The organism is Sphingomonas sp. S-NIH.Pt3_0716 (genome assembly GCF_003950715.1).
Classification (GTDB): domain Bacteria; phylum Pseudomonadota; class Alphaproteobacteria; order Sphingomonadales; family Sphingomonadaceae; genus Sphingobium; species Sphingobium yanoikuyae_A.
Window position 1 is genome coordinate 12,914 of the sequence record NZ_QLJK01000016.1, and the last position, 21,165, is coordinate 34,078.

30 protein-coding genes are annotated in these 21,165 nt (G+C 57.9%); 16 read left to right on the forward strand and 14 right to left on the reverse strand.

Annotated elements, in window-relative coordinates:
- Positions 1 to 48: 48 nt before the first annotated feature.
- Complete coding sequence (locus BRX37_RS14070) at positions 49 to 555, reverse strand: hypothetical protein (protein WP_125987699.1); 507 nt, start codon at positions 553 to 555, stop codon at positions 49 to 51.
- Between the two features lie 98 nt (positions 556 to 653).
- Positions 654 to 1,226: a hypothetical protein gene (locus tag BRX37_RS14075; protein ID WP_125987701.1), complete on the reverse strand. Its 573-nt coding sequence runs from the start codon at positions 1,224 to 1,226 to the stop codon at positions 654 to 656.
- A gap of 691 nt (positions 1,227 to 1,917) precedes the next feature.
- On the opposite strand from BRX37_RS14075, the gene BRX37_RS26735 reads away from it, so the two are divergent.
- The gene (locus BRX37_RS26735) at positions 1,918 to 2,082 is read left to right on the forward strand and encodes a hypothetical protein (protein WP_159366412.1); all 165 of its coding nucleotides are present in this window, start codon (positions 1,918 to 1,920) and stop codon (positions 2,080 to 2,082) included.
- Positions 2,083 to 2,197: 115 nt separating this feature from the next.
- Here the strand turns inward: BRX37_RS26735 and BRX37_RS26740 are convergent, their stop codons facing one another.
- The 7 genes from BRX37_RS26740 to BRX37_RS14100 all read right to left on the reverse strand — a co-directional run bounded on the left by BRX37_RS26740 (position 2,198) and on the right by BRX37_RS14100 (position 6,412).
- Positions 2,198 to 2,371, reverse strand: coding sequence for a hypothetical protein (locus BRX37_RS26740; protein ID WP_159366411.1), 174 nt, complete (start codon positions 2,369 to 2,371; stop codon positions 2,198 to 2,200).
- 2 nt (positions 2,372 to 2,373) lie between these two features.
- Positions 2,374 to 2,631 (reverse strand): hypothetical protein, encoded by a 258-nt coding sequence (locus BRX37_RS14080; RefSeq protein ID WP_125987703.1) that lies wholly within the window; start codon positions 2,629 to 2,631, stop codon positions 2,374 to 2,376.
- Positions 2,628 to 3,035, reverse strand: coding sequence for a hypothetical protein (locus BRX37_RS14085; protein WP_125987705.1), 408 nt, complete (start codon positions 3,033 to 3,035; stop codon positions 2,628 to 2,630). The genes BRX37_RS14080 and BRX37_RS14085 overlap by 4 nt, the downstream gene beginning before the upstream one ends.
- Entirely contained in the window at positions 3,032 to 3,376 is a 345-nt protein-coding gene (locus tag BRX37_RS14090) for a hypothetical protein (protein WP_164522463.1), read from the reverse strand. The genes BRX37_RS14085 and BRX37_RS14090 overlap by 4 nt, the downstream gene beginning before the upstream one ends.
- A 35-nt stretch (positions 3,377 to 3,411) precedes the next feature.
- Positions 3,412 to 3,558: a hypothetical protein gene (locus tag BRX37_RS26745; protein WP_159366408.1), complete on the reverse strand. Its 147-nt coding sequence runs from the start codon at positions 3,556 to 3,558 to the stop codon at positions 3,412 to 3,414.
- Between the two features lie 224 nt (positions 3,559 to 3,782).
- Positions 3,783 to 5,360 (reverse strand): primase-helicase family protein, encoded by a 1,578-nt coding sequence (locus tag BRX37_RS14095; RefSeq protein WP_125987709.1) that lies wholly within the window; start codon positions 5,358 to 5,360, stop codon positions 3,783 to 3,785.
- Positions 5,357 to 6,412: a bifunctional DNA primase/polymerase gene (locus BRX37_RS14100; protein ID WP_125987711.1), complete on the reverse strand. Its 1,056-nt coding sequence runs from the start codon at positions 6,410 to 6,412 to the stop codon at positions 5,357 to 5,359. Before BRX37_RS14100 ends, BRX37_RS14095 begins: the two co-directional genes overlap by 4 nt.
- Before the next feature lie 390 nt (positions 6,413 to 6,802).
- Here BRX37_RS14100 and BRX37_RS14105 point away from each other — a divergent pair, with 390 nt between their 5' ends.
- Positions 6,803 to 7,000, forward strand: a complete 198-nt coding sequence (locus BRX37_RS14105; RefSeq protein ID WP_125987713.1) for a hypothetical protein — start codon at positions 6,803 to 6,805, stop codon at positions 6,998 to 7,000.
- Between the two features lie 16 nt (positions 7,001 to 7,016).
- Here the strand turns inward: BRX37_RS14105 and BRX37_RS14110 are convergent, their stop codons facing one another.
- The 3 genes from BRX37_RS14110 to BRX37_RS14120 all read right to left on the reverse strand — a co-directional run bounded on the left by BRX37_RS14110 (position 7,017) and on the right by BRX37_RS14120 (position 8,685).
- Complete coding sequence (locus BRX37_RS14110; RefSeq protein WP_125987715.1) at positions 7,017 to 7,595, reverse strand: hypothetical protein; 579 nt, start codon at positions 7,593 to 7,595, stop codon at positions 7,017 to 7,019.
- Between the two features lie 105 nt (positions 7,596 to 7,700).
- Entirely contained in the window at positions 7,701 to 8,111 is a 411-nt protein-coding gene (locus BRX37_RS14115; protein ID WP_125987717.1) for a hypothetical protein, read from the reverse strand.
- A gap of 253 nt (positions 8,112 to 8,364) precedes the next feature.
- Positions 8,365 to 8,685 (reverse strand): hypothetical protein, encoded by a 321-nt coding sequence (locus BRX37_RS14120; RefSeq protein WP_125987719.1) that lies wholly within the window; start codon positions 8,683 to 8,685, stop codon positions 8,365 to 8,367.
- Positions 8,686 to 8,790: 105 nt separating this feature from the next.
- Here BRX37_RS14120 and BRX37_RS14125 point away from each other — a divergent pair, with 105 nt between their 5' ends.
- Both BRX37_RS14125 and BRX37_RS14130 read left to right on the forward strand, forming a co-directional pair.
- Entirely contained in the window at positions 8,791 to 9,324 is a 534-nt protein-coding gene (locus BRX37_RS14125) for a terminase small subunit-like protein (RefSeq protein WP_125987721.1), read from the forward strand.
- Between the two features lie 85 nt (positions 9,325 to 9,409).
- Complete coding sequence (locus BRX37_RS14130; protein WP_125987723.1) at positions 9,410 to 10,087, forward strand: recombinase family protein; 678 nt, start codon at positions 9,410 to 9,412, stop codon at positions 10,085 to 10,087.
- Between the two features lie 66 nt (positions 10,088 to 10,153).
- Here BRX37_RS14130 and BRX37_RS14135 read toward each other — a convergent pair whose 3' ends face one another.
- Complete coding sequence (locus tag BRX37_RS14135; protein ID WP_125987725.1) at positions 10,154 to 10,519, reverse strand: helix-turn-helix domain-containing protein; 366 nt, start codon at positions 10,517 to 10,519, stop codon at positions 10,154 to 10,156.
- A 12-nt stretch (positions 10,520 to 10,531) separates the two neighbouring features.
- Positions 10,532 to 10,834, reverse strand: coding sequence for a type II toxin-antitoxin system HigB family toxin (locus BRX37_RS14140; protein WP_125987728.1), 303 nt, complete (start codon positions 10,832 to 10,834; stop codon positions 10,532 to 10,534).
- Between the two features lie 302 nt (positions 10,835 to 11,136).
- Here BRX37_RS14140 and BRX37_RS27625 point away from each other — a divergent pair, with 302 nt between their 5' ends.
- From BRX37_RS27625 to BRX37_RS14200, 12 genes are all read left to right on the forward strand, one after another.
- Positions 11,137 to 11,322, forward strand: a complete 186-nt coding sequence (locus tag BRX37_RS27625) for a hypothetical protein (RefSeq protein WP_425304271.1) — start codon at positions 11,137 to 11,139, stop codon at positions 11,320 to 11,322.
- Positions 11,323 to 11,401: 79 nt separating this feature from the next.
- On the forward strand, positions 11,402 to 12,682 hold the full coding sequence (locus BRX37_RS14150; protein WP_125987732.1) for a phage terminase large subunit: 1,281 nt from the start codon (positions 11,402 to 11,404) through the stop codon (positions 12,680 to 12,682).
- 466 nt (positions 12,683 to 13,148) lie between these two features.
- Entirely contained in the window at positions 13,149 to 14,537 is a 1,389-nt protein-coding gene (locus tag BRX37_RS14155) for a DUF4055 domain-containing protein (RefSeq protein ID WP_125987734.1), read from the forward strand.
- A gap of 59 nt (positions 14,538 to 14,596) precedes the next feature.
- The gene (locus BRX37_RS14160; protein WP_125987736.1) at positions 14,597 to 16,660 is read left to right on the forward strand and encodes a minor capsid protein; all 2,064 of its coding nucleotides are present in this window, start codon (positions 14,597 to 14,599) and stop codon (positions 16,658 to 16,660) included.
- On the forward strand, positions 16,650 to 16,859 hold the full coding sequence (locus BRX37_RS14165) for a hypothetical protein (RefSeq protein ID WP_125987738.1): 210 nt from the start codon (positions 16,650 to 16,652) through the stop codon (positions 16,857 to 16,859). Before BRX37_RS14160 ends, BRX37_RS14165 begins: the two co-directional genes overlap by 11 nt.
- Before the next feature lie 96 nt (positions 16,860 to 16,955).
- Complete coding sequence (locus BRX37_RS14170) at positions 16,956 to 17,582, forward strand: hypothetical protein (protein WP_125987740.1); 627 nt, start codon at positions 16,956 to 16,958, stop codon at positions 17,580 to 17,582.
- 181 nt (positions 17,583 to 17,763) lie between these two features.
- Positions 17,764 to 18,645, forward strand: a complete 882-nt coding sequence (locus tag BRX37_RS14175) for a hypothetical protein (protein WP_164522465.1) — start codon at positions 17,764 to 17,766, stop codon at positions 18,643 to 18,645.
- A 71-nt stretch (positions 18,646 to 18,716) separates the two neighbouring features.
- Positions 18,717 to 19,094, forward strand: coding sequence for a hypothetical protein (locus BRX37_RS14180; RefSeq protein WP_125987745.1), 378 nt, complete (start codon positions 18,717 to 18,719; stop codon positions 19,092 to 19,094).
- Entirely contained in the window at positions 19,091 to 19,441 is a 351-nt protein-coding gene (locus BRX37_RS14185) for a hypothetical protein (RefSeq protein ID WP_125987747.1), read from the forward strand. The genes BRX37_RS14180 and BRX37_RS14185 overlap by 4 nt, the downstream gene beginning before the upstream one ends.
- Positions 19,438 to 19,737, forward strand: coding sequence for a hypothetical protein (locus BRX37_RS27085; RefSeq protein WP_201450287.1), 300 nt, complete (start codon positions 19,438 to 19,440; stop codon positions 19,735 to 19,737). The genes BRX37_RS14185 and BRX37_RS27085 overlap by 4 nt, the downstream gene beginning before the upstream one ends.
- Before the next feature lie 20 nt (positions 19,738 to 19,757).
- Positions 19,758 to 20,159, forward strand: coding sequence for a phage tail terminator-like protein (locus BRX37_RS14195; protein ID WP_125987749.1), 402 nt, complete (start codon positions 19,758 to 19,760; stop codon positions 20,157 to 20,159).
- A gap of 82 nt (positions 20,160 to 20,241) precedes the next feature.
- Positions 20,242 to 21,156 carry a phage tail tube protein gene (locus BRX37_RS14200; protein ID WP_125987751.1) on the forward strand — a complete coding sequence of 305 codons (915 nt, stop codon included), beginning with the start codon at positions 20,242 to 20,244 and terminating at the stop codon, positions 21,154 to 21,156.
- The last annotated feature ends 9 nt before the right edge of the window (positions 21,157 to 21,165 follow it).

Here is a 21,165-nt window from a genome sequence, read left to right on the forward strand (position 1 = left end):
ACGATGGTCGTGATCGTGGGGGCATGCTTTGGTCGATTGTGCGCGCTCTTAATTTGACCACAAAAGGTCGGCGCAGTCGGATGTCAGAGCGAGCCAGGTCATATCGTCGGCCCACAGGTAGTCTCGACCGTGGGCGAAACGGTCGTCACCCAGCAGCCAACTTACCGCGCGATTGAGGGCGCCATCGCGATAAACTTGGTCGAAGTGCGGCGCGGGGAAGTGCCAGGATGTGATGGTGGTCGGCCGCAGCGCCAGGAAGCCGGTGGGGAAGCGGATTGCTTCCTCCCATTCCTCCGGGATCAGGTGGTCGGGCTTCAATTCGAATGGCAACAGCATCACCCACGCGGCGAATGCCATCATGTCACCGGAAATCGCCAGATGCTCGTCGTCACGCGCTGCCGAAATGACGAAGCAGCGGTGATGGATCAGCGTATATTCCGTCGTCGCGATGACCCTGGCGCCATTGATGACGCTGTCGGTCACCAGGGCCTTCATCTGGACCAGGTGGACGGTGATATCGAGAACGTCGTTATAGGTAACAAGGTCAGAATTCATCAGATATAGCTCCCCCGTTGGTCGGAACGCCCCGCGCGTCCGGAATGTGGATTTCAGCGATTTCGGTGAAAGGTTCGGTGCGACCCGAAAGGCGTTAGTTAAGCCGCGTGCGCCATATCGGCCGTGGCTGCTTCCGCTTCCTTGACGGTGACGTAGTCAAAACAAGCATCGAGAATGTGGCAGCGATAGTTCCGCCCGCGATGCGCCATTTTGACTTTGATGGATTTCCGTTGGCCGTCATTGAGCCACGCAGGAATCGTTGCGAAGCACGCGGTTGCGATAGTGTCATTACGTCCGATGCTAATCCCTGCCTCTGACGGGGGCATCTCAAGGACGCGACGAACAAGTTGGCGGCTCGGATTGTGAATGAAGATCGTCATTCCCGCACCGACCGGGTCCGCGAGAATGTGTTTAGAAATTTGTTCTTTGGCACTTTCCAAATCGGCGGCGGAGTAGATGTGCATATTTGCGCCACTTCGCTGAACCACGCATCCGATTTTCGCGGCGCTTTCGCGAAGTGCGTTGCGTCCGGGTGTAAAGGAATAGTGGCACCAGCCACGGTCATTATAGTCCCAGTCCACCCAGCCTCGAATGCTCTTGTTCCAGGGGGCCAATTCGAGCGCGCCTTTCAGCGCTTTGGTTGCGTCCGTGCCGTATGCATAAGTCGCCATAGTTCATTTCCGTAAATCGAGTTTGCTCCTTCCCGCCAGACCGTCCGGCGAGTTGGTTGAAGTCAAAAAGACAGAGTCCGCCTGTCGCCTGCCGTGCAGGTTTTTAGGGGCCGTGATGGGGAGGGCTGGTTAGCCGGAAGGGCTGCTGCTCATAGGTGGCGCTTTCTCATCTCTGAATGCGCACAATTGCGCTGTCGAAAACGCCTCTAGCTGTTCCGAATCGATCGCGCAACAAGAATATGAAGGTGACGCAATTTTGCTATCTTGGGTGTGTGTATACCTCTTTCAATTCCAGCGTCAACACATAAAATCGAAAGAGGTATACGCGGGAAGAAAATCGCATTTTATCAACGTGTTGGGCGCATAGATTTTTTCCGCGAGCGCGCGGCGGGGCCAAAAAAAATGGCCCAAGCGAAAATTTCGCTCAGGCCTGCTTCCATCATGATCAATGATAGTATATAATTCTCGCTTCGTGCGTCTGTTCGGGAAAAGCTGCGCGCTATGAAGGAGTCTTTATGTCGTCTGTTATTGTGCCTCTAGCGAGTCCGAGATTTATTGTCAATAAAAAAGGACAATTCTTCCGGTTCGTCAATCTGAGTGGACGAGTTTGCGTCGAGTTTTTCACCGGGTTTGTTTTTGGTGCTATCAATTCACCGGCTTCAGTTCGCGCTTGTGAGTGGGGAGGCTGTAAATGACTCCCTGGGAATGCGACGTGCAAAAGTTTGCGCTTATTCCGGAGAAGTGGCGCCCCATCATTGTGATCACGCGTATGGTCCTGCGCGCGATGATCTTCATCGTGCCAACTGTGATGTATGGTCCGAAGGCTGCGGGCTTGGCGCTGCCTCTGTTGCAGTGATTTCGCACAACTCCTTCAGCGCATAAATCACCGGTGCGTCTGGATCGTCCAATTCGATGATCCAGGCTCGACCGCATTCGCTCGCGTCAACAACCGTGCCACTCGCGCCTTCCGGTTATCCGTCCGACGCTTCGAGCAGCATCCCGCGATGAAAAATGATCGGCTCCAGCGTCTCCGGATCGACCTCCACCCCATGCCCGGCATTCATCCGCGCGATGGCGGCCTCGAACGACCGTCGTTCGCCGGGATCGTTAGCCAGGAGGGTCATGTCACTATCGATGTCGGTCATCGTCAGCACCAGCGCATTTTGAACAGCGCCGCGTCCGCATCGTCCTGAAAACGGAAACGCACCACTTTTCCCGATCGCACGATCTCCGCTTCACCGCCGCCCAGGACGTTTTCCTGGAGCCATTCGGAAACATCATCAGCGTTAAGAATGTCGGTGCGATCGACACGGACAATCACATGCACAGATCGTCCGGTTTGACCGGCCGGAGAAATGTTCACCCGGCCGGTGAAACGGTGCAGGGGGAGGTCGATGACGGTCACGATGGGGCACCCCAGCGCAGACGATAAAGCGCGGAACCCTCCAGCGTCTCGAAAACCAGGAATGGGAGGTGGCGGCTGAATTTCAGTTCGTTAGGGAGGTTCATATCATCCGCCCATGCACGGCGAGCAGCGATGTCGGCCGCGATCGGCGGGATGATGGGATGCGCCATCGGTGATGCGGACAGGCGGTCGAAGCGCGCTTGTTCGACTTCTGTCTCCAGGCGGACCAGTTCCATGATGTCCGTAGAGTGGATGGTCCCAGCGACCGGGGCGATACCTGTGGCAACAGGGGCGACGCCCATGGCGGCGGGGGCGACGCTCATCGCGGTCTGGGCGGCGCGGAACGATGCGGAATAGGCGGCCATGGCTGCTTGGGTTGCGGTTGCGGTTGCTGCGGCACTCATGCTGCGGCACCTCCCGCGTAGTGGGCCACAATGTGGGTGGCGACCGTCTCGCTCAAGGCCTGCTTCGCAGCTTCCCATTCGTTCTGGGCTTCTGCGCGAGCGTCACTGGCGGCGATGAAATCGGTTACGGCAGGGCGGCGATGTTGAAGGATCGCGCCACCATCGGCGAGATGAAAGAGCAGGTGCGGGCCGAAGAAAAGGTCGAGATCGGTCGGGCTGTCGTCGATGTCCAGGAGGTCTTCATCGGTGAGATAAACCGTTTCACTGAAATATTCGTTCAAGTGTAGTGCGTGCATGTTGCTCCATTTTGTTGGGTTCGTCACTATGACCGTCCCCATCATGATAATACTGTAGATCAAGAAATTTGGCGATATTTTTAGAGGAAGGCTTCTTCCATCTGAAGGCTGGCGGCTTCATCGGCGCCCAGGATGATCCATCGAAGGCGTTGAATTTCTGCGTAAGTCTCGGCGTCGAGGTTGGGGTAGTGGCGGCGCAAGATAGCGCGCATCTGGTAGTCGGACATAATAGCTCCAAGTGTGTTTCTCACTCTTACTTAGACATCAGTTCCGAAATAGGCCGAATAAGGCCGTTTTTTCGCGTTTTTTATAGGCGCATCATTGGAGGGGTGGTATGATAAATACATTGGGACGCGAGGCTGTGTTTCTCCATTGTCGCTCGCCTCGCGTCCTACTCCTTCAAACTATTTCAACGCTCCAGGGTTCGACATTTCCCTGGAGCGTTTTTTCATCAGTCGAGTTCGATCAGCCAGGTCGGGCGCTTTGTGGCGAAGTCATGGATGACATACTGGTCTTCATCCGGTCCTCCCTGGTGGCCCTGGACGCGGAACACGGTCATGGTCGATCCGCCGACCTTCACGGTCGCCTCTTCGATGTCAGGGCGGTTTTTACGAACCCACGTCGCGGCCTCGTCATAGAACCCAGTCCGGCCCAGCTTCCGGATGTGGTTTTCTGACGTGGCAGCGTGAAGGTAGAATGCATGGAGAGTCGATTTCTTGATCGCCTGGAAATCCTCGCCAAACACCTTCGCGAAAACACGCTCGTGCGGCGGCCGGGTATTGGCCAGCACGTGCTGGTAATCCTCCCCACGCAGCGGCGCGACCGTGCTGACCCGACCATGGCGGGCGATCAGCGATCCCAACCACTTCGCGATTTCATCTGCGTCATGGAGGATATCGTCGAGATTGTCGCGCGCCCACAAATCGGCCTCTTTGGTGGTCATCCGCAAATCCATGTGCGTCTCAAGGTCCAACGCGAGCCAAGACGTGAATTCGAGCGTCGCACGGATCACCGACCAGCGACGATCTTGCGCGGTGCCGGTGATGTGGACGACGCGGGTGCCGCTGTTGCCGCTGATGAAATAAAGCGGGGTGTTATCGACTTCATACGGCGCCTTGAATTTCGCGTTAGACACGATCCGGGCCGATCCGATGATCGCCTTGAGCTTGTCGAAGTCCGTTTTCTCAGCGAGGGCTTCATTGATCATCACAACAGCGGAGCCGGTGATGAACGATGTGAAGTTGCCGGTGACTTCTGACATCGGCACGTTGGCGCGGACCAGCCCGTCGCCGAAAATCTTAGCGAGGACCATACCCAGCAGGCCTTTGCCGGTTCCACCCTCCCTGTCCATGAAGACTACGGCCGGGAGGTTGGTCTGTTCCGGTCGATGGTATTTCGCCAAGATCAAGCGCTCCAAATGGTCGATGTTCTCCTGCTTCCCGCCGCACAGGCTGCGGATCAGTGTGTCGAAAATCCAATGATGCTGGCCCGATTGAGGCTGGAGGAAGTTGAACCGGAGTTTATTCAGAACCGTGGGATCGACCTTCCGGAAGCTGTATGTCTCACTGAGGAAATTCCGGCCGTCCTCCTGCATGACCTCCGCGAAGAGGGTCGGCGCATGACGCTCCTTCAAGAGCGGGAAATAGGAGGGCAGGGCGGCGGGAGTGATATGCTCCCAGGTCTGCGTCCTGCGGTTGAACAGGGCGTAATGATTCTGGGCGGCGACGAAATGGGCGTCATATTCGAGCAGCCATGCGCGCATCTGGGCCTTTACCTCTTCGATCGCGGCACTGGCATCGTCGGGGTCGATATCATCGATGTCATCGCGCTCGCGGCGACGGGCGTCCTTCAAAGCCTTGCGAACATGTTCGGCACGGGCGAGCAGCACCTTCTCAGTGTCGAGCGCTTCAGGGGAAACGTCAGCCGCAAGGTCGGCAATCTTGCTGTTGATCAGGTCAAGGCTGGCCTGGAGGCGGTCGGCTTCAGACTGGCCGGTCTGGGCGGCGGTGATGGGGGTAATGTTGCTCACTTACGCGCACCTCCCTTCTTCGCGGCCTTCATGGCTGCGGCAAGGTTGATACGGCGCTTCACCGGCTTATCGGGATCGTCGGGCGGGCCATAGAGGGGATCACGCAGGCCATAGTCGAGGCCATTCTTGATGGTCGGCTTGGCGCGGTGGCGCGGATGACCGCCGATCGAGGCGGCAGCGTCCAGAATGGCTTCTGCTTCCCAGCGGGTCATAAGGTCGCCACCGACCAGGCGGCCCAGCGACTTCGCGCACGTCAGGATCGTGTCGTTCTGTGTGCCATCCAGGGCGAAGATGATCTCGTCTTCCACGCGCTTCACGATCGCAGCGACGTAGGCTGCGTTGCGCTTCTCGTCGGCAGGGGAGAGGTTTTCCTTCGGCTTCGCGGCGATCATCGGCTTCATGATCGGTGCGTCCGGATCGACATGGCGGTAGTTATAGACCGCCAGCACCCAGGCGGGGAGGTCGGCGAGCGGCGCATCTTCAGGGCGGACGATCCACTGATATGGTCCTTCGACCTTGCCGTCTTCGAGTTCATCCTGGGTGGGGATATAGTAGCTGCCAGCGCCGACGACGAAACCGCCGTCGCCACGGATGTCGAAACCCTCGGGGGCGAAGCGACGGGCTTCTCGACGGTTCGAGAAGATATCGACCGCGTTGGGGGTGTGCTGACCAGGGTGGCGGAAAAAGACGTGGCGACCGCGCGGTGTCGAGGCCATCGGGGTGCGGGGGAGGCCCATCCTCGCGGCGAAACGGATCGCCTGGGGGTTGTCCAGGTCGAGGACGACAATCCCGGAAATGGCGCCGGTGACGATGCCGGTGTTCTGGGCCGAATATGGCACACCATCATCGCCGGACATCCACGCGATGACATCGTCCATCGTGGGGCGGCGGGTCTGCCAGTGCATCCACTTTCCGGCAGGATTTTTCCGGGTGTCCGTGAGGGGAAGGATGGAGAAGCCAGCGTCCAGCATGGCCTCGCGATTGTGCAGTGAAGCGAACAGATCGTCGTTAGAAGAGACGGTGGGCCGCACCGCCACGGTATTCATGTTCATAGTCGATATACTCCAGATAAAGAATGACCGCCCAGAGGTCGCAGTCTCTGGACGGTCAAATATTCTTTATCGTCGGCGGAGTATCCGTGTAACGACATGGCGAGAATGTTGACGCCACGCTGCGACACGGGACATTCTTATTTATACCAATGTTCGATTTATTATGTCGATATTTAATTTCGAAATTCGACAATTGCCATGATCGGGCAAAAGTTCCGCCTGGTTCGGGCAAGAGTTATGCCCAATCGGGCAAGATATCATGGTTCGGGCAAGAGTTGGTTCAAACTCTTGCCCGACTCTTGCCCTCAAAAAATGGCGGAGTTCTGCGGTTTACAGCTACAGAAGACCCCTCTCGGGCAAGAGTTTAAGAGTTTTGATGAATTCCTATAGGTGGAAATGTCACTTTTTCTTGAAAATATTTTATTATTTCTATATACCATTTTAGAAAAACTCTTAAACTCTTGCCCAAATGGTAAAAAGCATAATAAAATCAAGGGATTATTCGGGCAAGAGTTGGTTCAAACTCTTGCCCAACTCTTGCCCGGAGGGCTAACTCTTGCCCAAGGGGCGCCTATGTCGGGCTTCTGAAGGCGCGCGGAGCCGATCATGCTGCGAATTTCACCAGGGCCACGTCCTCCACGGTCCCGATGATCTCGACGGCGTTCTTGAAGCGGTAGACGGTCGCGCGGCCGTCCAGGTCGCGGGCGATCTCTCGCATCCGGTGGAAATCTTCGGTTGATCGGCAGGCCACGCGAGCGACGGCGCAGTCACCGTGATCCCCGCGAAACCGGCTCCAGTGTTCATGCGCGATGCCGGTGGTCCAATCGTCGGGGGCACGATTGCCGTCATGGTGGAATTGATCCATCTCGGTCAGCCATGCGCAGGCCGATGTGACCCTCCCGACCAGGCCAGGGCCGATGACGCGACGTGTCCGCCTGGGATCGCGCAGAAGGGTCTGGTCGAACGTCCATCGATCGTGGTGGATGCGATAGCATATCCGCCCGCGATCCTCTGAACTCTCGACGTGAACGCCCATCCAATCGCCTGACGGGATGAACGGCATGCTGAAGATCGTGCGAGAGAAGTCTGACCCGGTGCCGATACGCAGCGGCCCTGCAGAGAAATTCAAAACGGGGATATTCATGGAAATTTTCGGTTGTTGTGTGGCGAGAATAGCCTTCAACCGACTGTAAATCCACGAATCTTTAATATCGTCGAAAAGGAGGGTGGGGTGATACGATCGAGCGCAGCGGGCGCCGGTGAGACGATCCGTTCGGTCCTGGCTGGTCTATTTGGCCTTTCCGCCCGCCGACGTTTTCAATTTCCGCCTCGCCTCCTGGCGCGCGACATGTCGCGCCACTTCGGGGTTCGCCGCCGACTGGTATTCATCAGCGCCTGTCATCTCGCGCAGCGCGAGTTGAGCTTCGCGGACCCACTGTCGCTCTGCGCTGGTCATGCCCATCGTTTCCTGCGGGGAATATCGATAAGGCTCTTCCCTCGACCTGCGGATCACGCGGGCCTTCAGCAGTGCAGTGATCGCGTTGTTGATTTCCGATCGAGAATAGTCACCACCGAACTCGTCGATCAACCACAGCACAGGCGCGCCACCCGTCTGCGCTCGACGAGTGATCGCATCAAAAACCAGGCAGGTCTTAGCGGTCAGTCTTGGTCTGTATACCATTTGTGATTCGTCTGTCATGGCGCGGGTGAATAATCGAAACGGGATGCGTGGAAAAGGTGAATGATATCATAAAGATGGATAGTCTAAAATGCGCGAACCACCTGATCCGTTTGTAGTGTCTAACTTGAGTGATTTGTTTGATGTGGTTTAGCTGTTTGTGATGTCGGAAACAAAAATGGCCCCGACCATCGTTGATGATCGGAGCCATAATGCTCCTGGAACGTCTCCAGGGCGGGTCGCGCCGGGTAGGTAGCAGCATCGTGCTAGATTGTCACCGGCGCAGCCTGGCGAGAAGTCGCTTATATTCTTCGTCGGTTGTCGGGCCGATCGATGGGCTGTCGGCGCCGCCGATGTGTGCCTCCATCCATCCCCATTTCGCCCCGCACGACCGGCAGCGCAGCCGGTTCGAGGCTGCGATCAGATTGGTTTCCCAACGGCGAGCGACGAACAACGCGAGCAACGGCTTGGCCTCGATTATCCGCTCCGTTTTGCACCGCTTACAGCCGATACGAATGGCAAAGCCTCCGGCGACGACCTTGTGCAGATCGTCAGCCTGGTTGCGTTCATATCTGCGGTGGTCGTCCCGATTCATTCTGTCCTAATACAGGAGTCCAAAACATGAACAAAGATCGTTTCGGAAAAGTTCTCCTTGGCCAGATTTGGCAGCAATAGGGCCGGTTCGGACCTAAATACACATATGGAAGACGATACTCCCAAAGCCCCTCTGACCGGCGCCCTGACCGTCCTCGAAGTGCATGGCGATAACCCAATCAAGCTCGCGAGCATGGGGAAGACGGCGATCCAAGACCTGGGCGCCCGCCTGCGACAGATCGCGTCGTTGAAGCCGGGATCATCCTCGATCCGCACGGTCGAGATGGTTGACGAGATGGTCGAGCGCCTGATGGGCGGGGAGACAATGACGAGCATCACGACCGATCCACGGATGCCATCGTCTTCGACCGTGTGGAACTGGTGCCAGGCCGACGTTGACCTGGATAATCGTATCAAGCAGGCCCAGGCTGTGGGTCAGAGAACGCTGGCGGACATGCGCATGAATATCGCAGCCGGTGGCGAGTTCAGCACTGGTGATCCGCGCCGGGATGAACTGTTGATCAAAGCGATTAATGCGAACATTGCCCAGCGAAATAGGGCGGAGTTTGGGGAGAGACAGCAAATCGACATTGCCGCGATCTCATATGTCATGCCTGGCGACGCTGACACTTTCTGCTGACGATCCGGCGATCAAATCAAATCGACACCTGGTCGCGCATTCTGTATAAATAACATCATCGAACGATGAAGGTAAAAATACAAGAATGGCTGAAGGAAAGTTCTGCGCATATTATCGCGTATCGACGCAAAAACAGGGGCGATCGGGCCTGGGCCTGGAAGCACAGCAAAAAGCGGTGGCCGACTATCTCAATGGCGGGGCGTGGGAGCTATCCGCCGAATTCACGGAGATCGAGTCTGGCAGGAATGTCGAGCGAGAAGAACTCGCGAAAGCCCTTCGTCATTGTGAACTGACCGGCGCCACCCTGGTGGTCGCAAAGCTGGACCGACTTTCTCGCGATGCCGTCTTCCTGCTGACCCTTCAGAAATCCCCCGTGAAGATCATATTCGCGGATATGCCATTCGCGGACAAAATGATGATCGGGATCATGGCGATAATCGCCGAATGGGAAGCTGAACAGATATCGCGTCGAACAAAGGCCGCCCTGGCGGCTGCGAAGGCCCGTGGGGTCAAGCTGGGCGGCGATAGGGGTAACGTCATCCCCGCGCAGAAAGGCGCTGCATTGTCCGCTAAGAACCGCTCCAGGGCGGCTGATGAGCGAGCCGCAAAAGTCATGCATTATGTCGAGGAAGCCAAGGCGGCAGGCCATACGAGCCTGCGCCAGATCGCGTCATATCTCGACCACCACGGTGTCACCACTCCGCGCGGAAAACAGTGGACCGCAGCGGCTGTCAGTAGTTTGATCGCTCGATCGTCTGCATAAAAAGGGCGGCCATAATAGCCGCCCCACAATGCCCTCTCAGGGCCGCTTTAAGCCTCTCTCAGAGCCTCAATTGGCAAGCTGATATTCGCGCACCAGAACCTCTGTAGGGACGTGCCAGGCGGCTGAAATCGCCCGTATCATGGGCAATGTCAGCGCCCTCTTGCGCGAGAGGATTTCAGTGGCGCGGTTCTGGCCAACCAGGGCGGCGAGATCAGCGCGCGTATGGCCTTCCGATTGCATAGCTGCCTCGATAGCCTCGACAGGATCGAGCTTGTCGATGGGCCAGCGCTTGCGTTCATATTCGTCCACCAGGGTCGCCAGAATGTCCAGGCGATCTTCCTCTGGGCTGTCCGGTGCTGCATCCCAAAGCGCGCGGATTTCATCGACCGCAGCGCGGTGGTCCGCATCGCTGCGGATCGGTTTGATATCCATTTCTTCCTCCACTCAGAACTGATCGACTGTTGCCGCATCAATCCGGTCATATTCGGCGTGAGTGCCGATGAATTTAACGAAAGCGATCTTCCGTCGAAACTGGAAGGCGACGATTAGTCGATAGTCACCACCCGATATTTCGAAGCGGACACGCTCGCCGTTTATCGCCTTCGCCTTGCTGAAGTCCGCGATAACATCGTTGGTGCAGGACCATTCGGCAGGCTCGGCGATAGACAGCCAGTGGATCAAGGCCGGACGCGTCGTGGGATGCTTGGCTGCATATTCGACGATGTTCTTTCGGGCTATGATCCGCATGCCGATTATCTACCATTTCCCAGGGTGGGAAGCAAACTGTTTTCCCACCTTGGGAAACTGCTAGCTCTAAATAGCCAGTGAGCCGCAAGAAAACACCATCTCCCGCTACCCTCGCCGCCAAGGCCAACCCCTACCGCTATAGAGCGTCAAACCTACGGTCATCCATGGGCCGTCGAGCGCCCGACCTACCCAGGCCCAGCACCGATGAGTTGGAAACATGGCTCCGCGCCCAGCCACCGCATTGCAGCTACACCGGCGAGCTTCTCGACATCGCCGATCTTCATGTCGATCACATCACGCCCCTGGACCGTGGAGGCGACCATTCCCTCTCGAATTTGTGCCTCGCCAGTCCTGCCGCGAACCGCGCGAAAGGAGCCATGTCCGGCGATGAATTTCATCTCCTGCTCCACCTGGTCGGATCGTGGCCGGACAAAGGGCGAGACCTCCTGAAACGCTTGCGAATGGCTGGAGCATCGTTCGGCCGCTGATCGTCACCGTGATGATAAATCATAGGTGACCACTTCAAAAGTTCAGTATCAATTTCAGCCTAATCCGGCCCAGCAACAAATGTTCGACCTGGTCAAAAGCACCAGGGCGACCAATATTCTGTATTACGGCGGCGGCCGAAGCGGTAAATCATTCGGCATTATCGACATCATCGCCAAGCGGGCAATGAACGCGCCCGGATCGCGCCATGGTATCTTCCGCCGTCATGCCGTTGAAATCCGCGACACGCTCTTCAATGTCACTCTGCCGAAGTATTTCGATCTCGCATATCCTGGCTTCCTGAAGAATCGCGCGAACGTCACGATCAACAAGACCGACATGACGGTCGAGTTCGCCAACGGCGCCGTGATCTCCTTCAACGGCTACGATGAAAACAACCGGGATCGCATCCTCGGTGCCGAATACGAAACCATCTGGCTGAATGAAGCCACGCAGTTCGACTACAGCGATTTCACCACGATCAAGACCCGCCTGTCCGGCATGGCGCAGACCTCCAGTGGGAGGACGATGCGCCCATTGATGTTCGTGGATTGCAACCCGGACCTCAAGACGCATTTCACCTATCGTTGCTGGATCGAGGGGATCAATCCGGCTCGAAATCTCCCCCTGAACGACCTGGATGATTGGACCTCGTTGCAGGTCAATCTGGCCACGGATGCCACCCATGTTCCCGCATCCTACCTGGAGGGTCTGCGTGACGGCTCTGACGCCGATATCCAGCGTTTCGTCGAGGGGTATTGGCGAGACGAGCGGGAATATTCACTCTTTCGCCCCTCGAACGTCAACCAGCACCGTGTCACTGCTGCCCCCTATGATCTCCGCAGGATCATCGTCGCGGTCGATCCGGCGGTTTCCTCTCATGAAGGTTCGGACGAAACCGGGATTGTCGTAGTCGGGGAGGGGGCTGACGGCCATTTCTACGTCCTGGCGGATCACTCGCTGAAAGGTTCACCCAAGGAGTGGGCCGCAGCAGTGGCGCAGGCGTATCACGACTATGGCGCCCACATGATCGTCGCGGAGAAAAATCAGGGCGGTGAGATGGTCACAGAGACTATCCGCCACGCTGGTCGCAACCTGCCGGTCAAGCTGGTCCATGCCAGTCGTGGCAAGGTGATACGCGCGGAGCCAGTGTCGGCGCTATATGCAGAGGGCCGGGTCCATCATGTCGGCGAATTCGCGACGCTGGAGCGGCAGATGTTTGCATTCCACTCCAGCTTTGACCGCCGCAAGTCCGGTTCGCCGGATAGGCTCGACGCTTTGGTCTGGGCGATATCTGAACTCGCTGAAGCTCCGGCGCCGTCGAGGGGCGGTTCGAGCGTGAAGTTGGGCGGATTCTGGTGATGTGCAAGGCGGGGATCATGGACTGGTTCATGTTGGACGACCTCTTCCTGGACATGATCGACTGATTTTCGCTCTTTTCGACGATTCGAGGACTCGGCTTGTCGAACGTCAACCAGCTTAACTGGTTGATATTATCTAATAAAAATATTGGCTTATTCCCGGTGGGCTTTGAAAGCTGTGCCTATCCAAATGCACCCCCCTTGCGTCGATTCAAAATATGTGATCCCATACCCGAAGGGATGAGCAAAACTCTCGCTGCACTTCATTTCGTTTTCGACGAAGAAGTGTATGCAGCGACGATCCCGACCCGATCCTACGACCCAGCAGGTTCAGAAATTCCTGGAAGCAGGGTGTCCTAAGAGTGCGCTCCTGGTGGCTTACCGCCCCGTCTTCCTGGCTATGATCACCGTTGCGGGGACGGGAGGCCTTGCGACAGCGCTGGTGAAGTGGATCAGCTAAATATGCGATGCTCGATAATGACATCGCATCGCCATCGCCTGAGATTGCCTGCCACCTTACTCGCTGGAAGCGTAACCGTGACGCGGTCGCTGGCCAGGACGCCATTCGCGCCGCCAAAACCGCATATCTGCCACGGGTCTATGAAGGCCAGGATGACCGCGAATATTCAACGTATCAGTCCCGCGTGGTCTTCTATCCTGCCACCCAGCGAACCCTGGAAAACCATATCGGTCTGGTTTTCCGTAAAGACGCGTCGATCGTTGCCGACGATAGTGTTGCCGACATTCTCGCGACGATCACGCCCCGATATGGATTGGAAGACCTGGCGCGCGAGCTTCTCGCCGAAACGCTGATCACGAATTTCACCGGCCTCCTGGTCGATACGCCGCCGTCGAAGGCCGGTCTAAGCGCCGCCACTGCCATTCAGGCTGGCCAGCGTCCTTTCTTGAGCGTGTATCGCGCCGAAAGCGTCCTGGAAGTCGAACAGGGGATCATCAATAACCGTTTCGCCCTGGTGCGCGTCCGATTGCTGGATGATGAAAACACCGTGCGCGAGCTTGTCGTCGCCGATGGCGTTTACCAGGTCATCATGCACCGTAAGTCAGAGGGCGGCCAATGGATCGCTGACGCAACGATCACCCCGACCAAGGGCGGCGCCACTCTGTCCGAAATCCCCTTTGCGATCGTCTCCACGAAGGCCGGTTGCGTTGAGCCGCCGAAGGCTCCGCTCGACGATCTCGTGATCCTCAATCTGTCGCATTACCTCGCCAGCGCTGACCTCTCGAACGTTCTGCGTTGCATTGGTCACCCGATCCGTTTCGTGACCGGCTATTCCGCCAAGGATGACAGCGGGAACGTTGTTCAGCCGCAGTTTGTCGTCCGCGCCGATCAGGTCTGGGTCTTGGACGATCCGCAGGCAAAGGTCGGGATCAGCGAGCATTCCGGCGCCGGTGTCGATGCACTTCGTGATCAGTGCCAGGACATCGCCAGCCAAATGGCCCAGGTCGGCGCCCGCGCCCTCGCGACGGAGAAGGCTGCTGCTGAAGCGGCCGAAACCCATGCGATCCGTCGGGCCTCGGAAAATTCCAGCCTCGCCGCCCTGGCCAACCGGGTCAGCGCCCATATCGAACGCCAGGTCAATCGAGCGCTCGAATGGATCAGTCTCCCGGCGATCTCCTACCGCCTCAATACCGACTATCTGCCTATTCCAATGAGCGCGCAGGACATCACCGCTCTCCTGTCGGTCGTTCAGGCTGGCCGCATGTCGGCCGAAACATTTTTCGCCACCCTGAAGCAGGGTGAGATTGTCCCGGACTCCCTCTCTTTCGAGGATGAACGGGATCGTATCGAACAGGATGTCGCCGATCGTCCGCCCACGGACGCCATGGCAATCTGACGGGGAGGGGCTGGCCGGTTTGAGCGCTCGCCAGCCTCTCCCTTTCAATAAATATTGGCATGTCCGCCAACACGATCCTGCGCGACGAGGCTATCCGGCACGCGCTTCATTCTGAAAAATACAGCAAAGGCCTAGCGACCAAGATCGTCCGCCTGCTGAACAGTGCCGACGCAGACCTGGTCGAGACGATCGCGAAGCGGATGGCACTGATCGACGAACGTGGCTTCGACCTTGGTCCCTCCACCACCAAGCGCCTGAACGGCCTGCTGGTGGAAATCCGCAGCATCAATGACACGGTCTATTCGAAAGTCGGAAAGGGTCTGAAGGCCGACCTCGCCGATCTCGCCGAATATGAAGCCGAATGGGCTTCAACCGGCCTTTCCAGCGCGACTGGCATCAGCGATCTCAATCTTCCGACCGCCCAATATCTGCGCCAATTGGTCGAGCGCTCGCCGATCGACGGTCATCTCCTATCGTCGTGGACGGATGCAATGTCTGCCGCGCGACAGAGACGTGTCGAACAGGCGATCCGCCTGGGTCTGGTCGGCGGTGAAACTACCGACCAGATCGTCCGGCGCATCCGTGGATCGAAGGACGCCCAATTCACGGACGGCATCCTACAAAAGAGCCGTCATAGCGCACAGACCATGGTGCTGACCGCCAGCGCGACCGTGGCCTCAAATGCGCGCGGGGAAGTCTACAAGGCCAACAGTCATATCATCAAACAGGTGCAGTGGCTTTCCACGCTCGACAGCCGCACGTCGCCGGTCTGCCAGTCCCGTGATGGTCAGTCCTGGCCGGTGGATTCCGATCATCCCAAGACGCCCGCTCATCCGCGATGCCGCAGCGTTCTGATCCCGGTGACCAAATCCTTCAAGGAAATGGGCATCGACCGCGATGAAGTCACGGCCGAAAAGCGCGCCAGCATGGATGGCCAAGTCGCCGGGAAGAGCAACTTTGAGGAATGGATCGGCCGCCAGGGGCAGGCGCGCCAGGAACAGGTTTTTGGTGCTGAACGTGCGCGGATGTTCCGAGAGGGGCGGGTCAGCTTCCGTGACCTGTTTCGGACCAATGGCGAATATAAGTCTCTGGCCGAACTCCGCGCCATGGACGGGATGGGCGAGAATGACGTTCCGACCCCTCCTGCGGCACCGGCGCGCTTTCGCCGCCCCACGCCGATTGCCACTCGTGATATCCAGGTCGAGAAGCGCGCAATCGTCCAGAAGCGCATGTCCGAAGCGCTAGCCGACAATGCTGGTGATTTCCGCTACGATCCGCGACCGGAATTTCGCGGCGTGAAAACCGATGATTTCGGCAAGGCGAAATTCTCGGCCGCATTCTCTGACGAAGCGGTCAGCATGATCGCGGCGATGACCCCGGAGTTGGACGCCCTGGCTGATGCTTTCCGCATCCCGCGCCTTCGTGCTTTCAAGACCTCCACGGCATCGTCGATCGCGTCGATGGGCGACGGCCTGATGAACATCAACCCGACTTTCTTCAACGCGTATGCGGCGGAAATCGGTGGTCGATCCTCCGCAGCATTGGCCGAAGCTGCCGCCAAGAATATCGCGGAAATGGGTGATCGGATCGCCGAACTTGGACGGAAGTTGAACGTGCTGAAAGAAGAGTATCGGACCCTACCGAAGGACGGCAGTGATCCGCGTGTCTTCGCGGTGATCGACGAACAGAAGGTGCTGATCAAAGAATACAACGCCCTCTCGAAGAAGCATTACAAAGCGCGCCAGGATCAGCGAAAGACCGCCAAGCGCAGCGTCTCGACCTGGAAGCCTGGCGACAATCCGCAGGCCCGACCGTTCAACTCGGTCGATTATTACGAAGATATCGCCGACCAGGCGCGGGCCGTGCTATACCATGAATTTGCGCATCACGTTCATCAGATGCGTAGCAAGGCTGGTCCTCGCCGCACCCATGGTGATCCTCCGCTCGAAAGACGGTTGGTCGTCATGAAGCGGTCGGCGGACATGTCTCGCCAGTTGAGTAAATACGCCATGGAGAATGCTTACGAATGGTTCGCAGAGAATTTCAGCGCATACATGATGGGACGCACCGACCTGGTCGATCCGGCGATCATCGCGCTGATCGAGGAATTGCTTGATGCCTGATGCTTTTGAGATCGTCGCGGCGAAGGGGGCGAAGCTGATGGCCGCCGACATTCATGATATCGAAATGGCGCTGCTGGATGTGCCAATCGACGAGCATTGGATCGCGCGCGGCACGGTCATGTCCGCTGTCGAAGCCATTGTTATGCGTCCCGATTACGAAGGCGACATCGACCTGGACGATCTCGCCGAAGACGCCTGATCCTTCTTCCTAGATAAATACGGACGGCGACGAGCTAGGCAAGTCGCATACGCCCCCAGGGGGCAGTCCATTCAAATCTAGGAAGAGAAAGGATCAATGACTGACGACGAAATGCAGGCGGCAATCGATGCCGCTGTTGATAAGGCCACCAAGGGTCTGAAAGATAAGGTTTCCGAACTCCATTCGGTGAACAAAGCGCTCAAGGATGAAGCGCAGGCGGCCAAGGATGCTGCCGAACAGGCCGAACATGATGCGGCCGAAAAGTCCAACAGCGTAGAGGACGTTCGCCGTAGCTACGATGCGAAGCTGAAGAAACTCCAGGACACCATCGACACGCGCGACAAGACGCTCGCCACCATGCTGATCGACAACGCCATCTCCACGAAGCTGGGCGAGGCGGGTGTTTTCCCTTGGGCGTCGGAGGCCGTTAGCGCCCTTATGAAGGCGGGCGCTGTCGTGAAGGATGGGCAGGCGATGGTGGGTGATGTCCCGCTCGCCGATCATATCACTTCCTATCTCGGCAGTGATGCAGGCAAGAATTACGTCGCTGCTCCCGCGAATGGCGGTGCTGGTGCGACCGGCTCGACGGCGAAGTCCAGTGAATGGTCAAAGGCTCCCACCACTGCTGTCGAGATGACCGCGTGGGCCAACTACGCAACCGCAAATCCCGCATCAGCTAATTCATTGGCTGATCAGTGGGGTATGCCGCACCTCAAGCCGTAATCCACGGCAAAATACGTGAAAGCATAAATAACCGTGAGGCGGATTAGCCTCACGGCCCTCCAACTATTCGGGCCGTTTCACCCCTTTGTTGGAGCGAATTATTTAAATGGCTATCACGAATACCAAGATTTCTGATCTTGTTCCGAATGAAAAAATCCTGGGCCAGACCATCAATGCACTGATGGCTGAAAAGCACGAGCTTATCACCTCTGGCCTGGCCGCTCGCGGCCCTGAAGTCGATGCTGTCGCCAGCGGTGGTCCGCGCAAGGCTTCGATCCCGTATCTCAATCCGCTTTCGACCGATAAGGTCAATGTCAGCACGGATGACCTGACCGTCGCCGGTGATGTCGGCAAGATGACCGCCGACGAATTCACCGTCCTGCGTCACGACCTCAACTATTCCTGGGCAACCGCCGACCTGACCCGCATGGTGACGCAGTTCAATGTCCAGGGCGGCATCAGTGCAGGCATCGCCGCCTATTGGAATGGTATCGTGTCGAAGATCGCGGCTCTGTCGCTGAAGGGCGCGCTGGCTGCTGATGCTGACCTGACTTTCGGCGCTGTTGACGACGAATTTTCGCTGGCTCAGGTCGCGCTCGCTGCCGCCACTGCTGGCGTCTATGCTGATCAGTTCGACACCCTGATCGTCTCGCCTCTCCGCAAGGCGAAGATGATTGCCGCGAACGAAAGCGCCTTTGTCGCCAAGTCGGACACCAAGGCTGACTTTGACACCTGGGCGGGCAAGAAGCTGATCGTCTCGAATGTGTTCGGTGACGATACCTCGATCCTGGCGCGCTCTGGCGCTCTGGCGCTCGGCTATGGCACCGTTGCGATCCCGACCGAAATCGAACGCGTTGCGAATGGCGCGAACGGCGGTGGCGGTGACATCCTGCACTCGCGCATTTCGCCCGTCGTCCATGTGCAGGGCTTCGATTATCTGGGTGCGGTCGCCCCGGCGATCACCCCCGCCACTGGAACGTCGGTTCTCGGCGATGCCGCTTCGTGGGGCCGTAAGGTTCCGCTGGAAATGATCGGCTTCCGCGCGATCCGTCACGCAGCCTAATTCAAGGCCAAGCCATGAAGAGCCGTCCCGAGCGATCGGGGCGGCTTTTTCGTGTCCGGCTAAATATGTCCATGACGATCGAAGCCGCCAATATCTATCACGCCGACCGCGCCAACACCGCTTGGGCAGACGCCACGGAGGCCGCACGATCGGCCGCCCTTATCCGCGCCCAGGATTACATCACCGACACCTACGACCTGCCCGATGATGTTCAGGACGATCCCCGCCATGATCGCGCCGTGTATGAACTCGCCCTGGTCGCCCTTTCCGAAAGTCTGGTCGAGATCGTCACGCCCCAGGTCGTCCGCGAGAAGGTCGATGGCGTCGTGGAGGTTCAATACAGCGAGGGCGTGATTGCTGACCGTTTTCCGACGATCTCGCGCATCCTGGCGCCGCTGCTGAAGCCCAAGGTTGTGACGGGTTTCCAGTCGGTGAAGGTCTGCCTGTGAGCGTCGCGCTTTATGATCGTGCGCGTGAGACCGTGGGGCGGATGCTGCGAAAATACGGTGGCCAGGCGACTATCAGCCGCGAGCAGCCTGGTGAATACGACCCGATCACCAATTCATACAATTCAGACAGTGTAGACATCATAAACGCGGATGTCGTGATAGGCGTGATGCGCCAGCAGAACGCCGATGGCATTTGGAGCCAGGCAACGACCGCGCGCAGCAGGACGGAATTTAAGGTCGGCGATATCATCGCTTTGAAAGCGATGTCATGGCGCGTGATCGAGGTGAATGTCGTGGCGCCAGACGGCAATGAAATCATCTATCGCGCGACGGTAGAGACTCGATGAAAATCAGGATCGATACGTCGGACCTGTTCCGGAAAATTCCCGGCATCATCGCCGATGCGGAACAGACGGCCCGTGATGTCCGCGACAAGATCGCCGCCGACATTTTTGCTGACGTGGTGCGCGAAACGCCTGTGGACACAGGGCAAGCCAGGCAGGGTTGGCAACTCGATCTCATCGGCGAGCAGCAGCACATTCAAAACTCGGTGCCATACATCTCGCGCTTGAATGATGGCCACTCGCAGCAGGCTCCCGCTGGCTTCATCGAAGCGGCGGTGGATCGGCACACGCGGTTCTGACCGCAAGATAAATACCTGCGATGAAGCTGTTGAACCTTGTCCTCCGCGCTCGCTTCCACGATCGTGCGCCCGCTGGCGTTACGATCGTCAGCGACAATCAGCGCGCCGTCCAGCCACCGCTAGACAAGCCATGGATACGGTTGGCGATCCGTCCGGGTGACAGCCGCCCGCACACTACCGGCGCTAATCCTCTTCACCGGATGATCGGCCGTGTTGAGATGTCCGTCTTCGTGCCAGTCTCGCAGGGCGACGATCGTGCCCAGGAACTTGCCGACCAGTGCGAAGCGATCTTCCGTGGATGGGCCTGGACCGTTGGCGAAAACCGTCTTGGTTTCGATGGCTTCCAACGATCGGTCCTCGCTGAAGGAAACTGGTTCTCGATCAAGGTCAGCGCGCTTTGGTGGGCAATCATTCGCCCCTAACTGAACGATCAAATCACCGCTCCGGATAAATATCTCTGGAGCGAACTGCTCCGAATTCATTCTATTTGGAGCTACAAGACAGATGTCTTTTGACGCAAGCAATATCAGTTATTACCTCATCGGAGAGACGGTCGAAGGCGTTACTCCGGCGACGGGCATCGCATACAAGATCGCCCATATCCCTGGCTCTGGTCCGACCTTCGAAAAGACCACCGTTACCAGCGAGGCCCAGCACGTCAATCGTCAGAGCGGCGGTGTCCGCACCACGGGTGGCCAGGGCGGCGGTTCGTTCGATTTCGAGTTGAAGCGTGCCCCGACCACCGACCTTCTGCTGTCGAGCGCCCTTTCCGGTGAATGGGCCGGAAATGTCCTGAAGGCTGGTGCCACGGACAAGTCGTTCACGATCCTGAAATCGACCGGCGAAGCTGGTGTCACCGAATATCACGCCTACACTGGTTTCCAGGCCTCGGACGTGTCGTTCACCGCCAACGCTAACGAAATCGTCGGCGTCACCACCAACCTGATCGGCATGAATTACATCGACCCGGTCGAGTTCGAATTGCCCGCCGACATCACACTGGTCGAAGATGATGGCAGCTTCCCGCTGGCCTCGACGGACATCGTCGCATCGGTTGCCCTGCTGCCGAACATCGATGTTCGCACCCTGACTCTGACCGTCAGCCATGACCGCCAGGCCAAGGAAGCCCTTGGTCCGATCAGCACCATCGGCATTGGCACCAGCGGCGTCCGCACCGTCACGCTCGACATGGAATTCTATCGTGAAGATTTCAACCCGGAGCGCGTGTTCATCAATGACGCCGCGACTTCGATCACGGTCCAGATCGGCGAGGGTGCCAATGGCTACACCATCACGATGCCCGCCTGCCAGGCAAGCTGGCCGGAAGAGTCGGTGGATGGTGCGAGCGTGACCGTCTCCGTGACGTTCACTGCGAAAATCCACGCGGATGGCGATATTCGTATTGCTCGGACGGCTTAACCTCGCCCG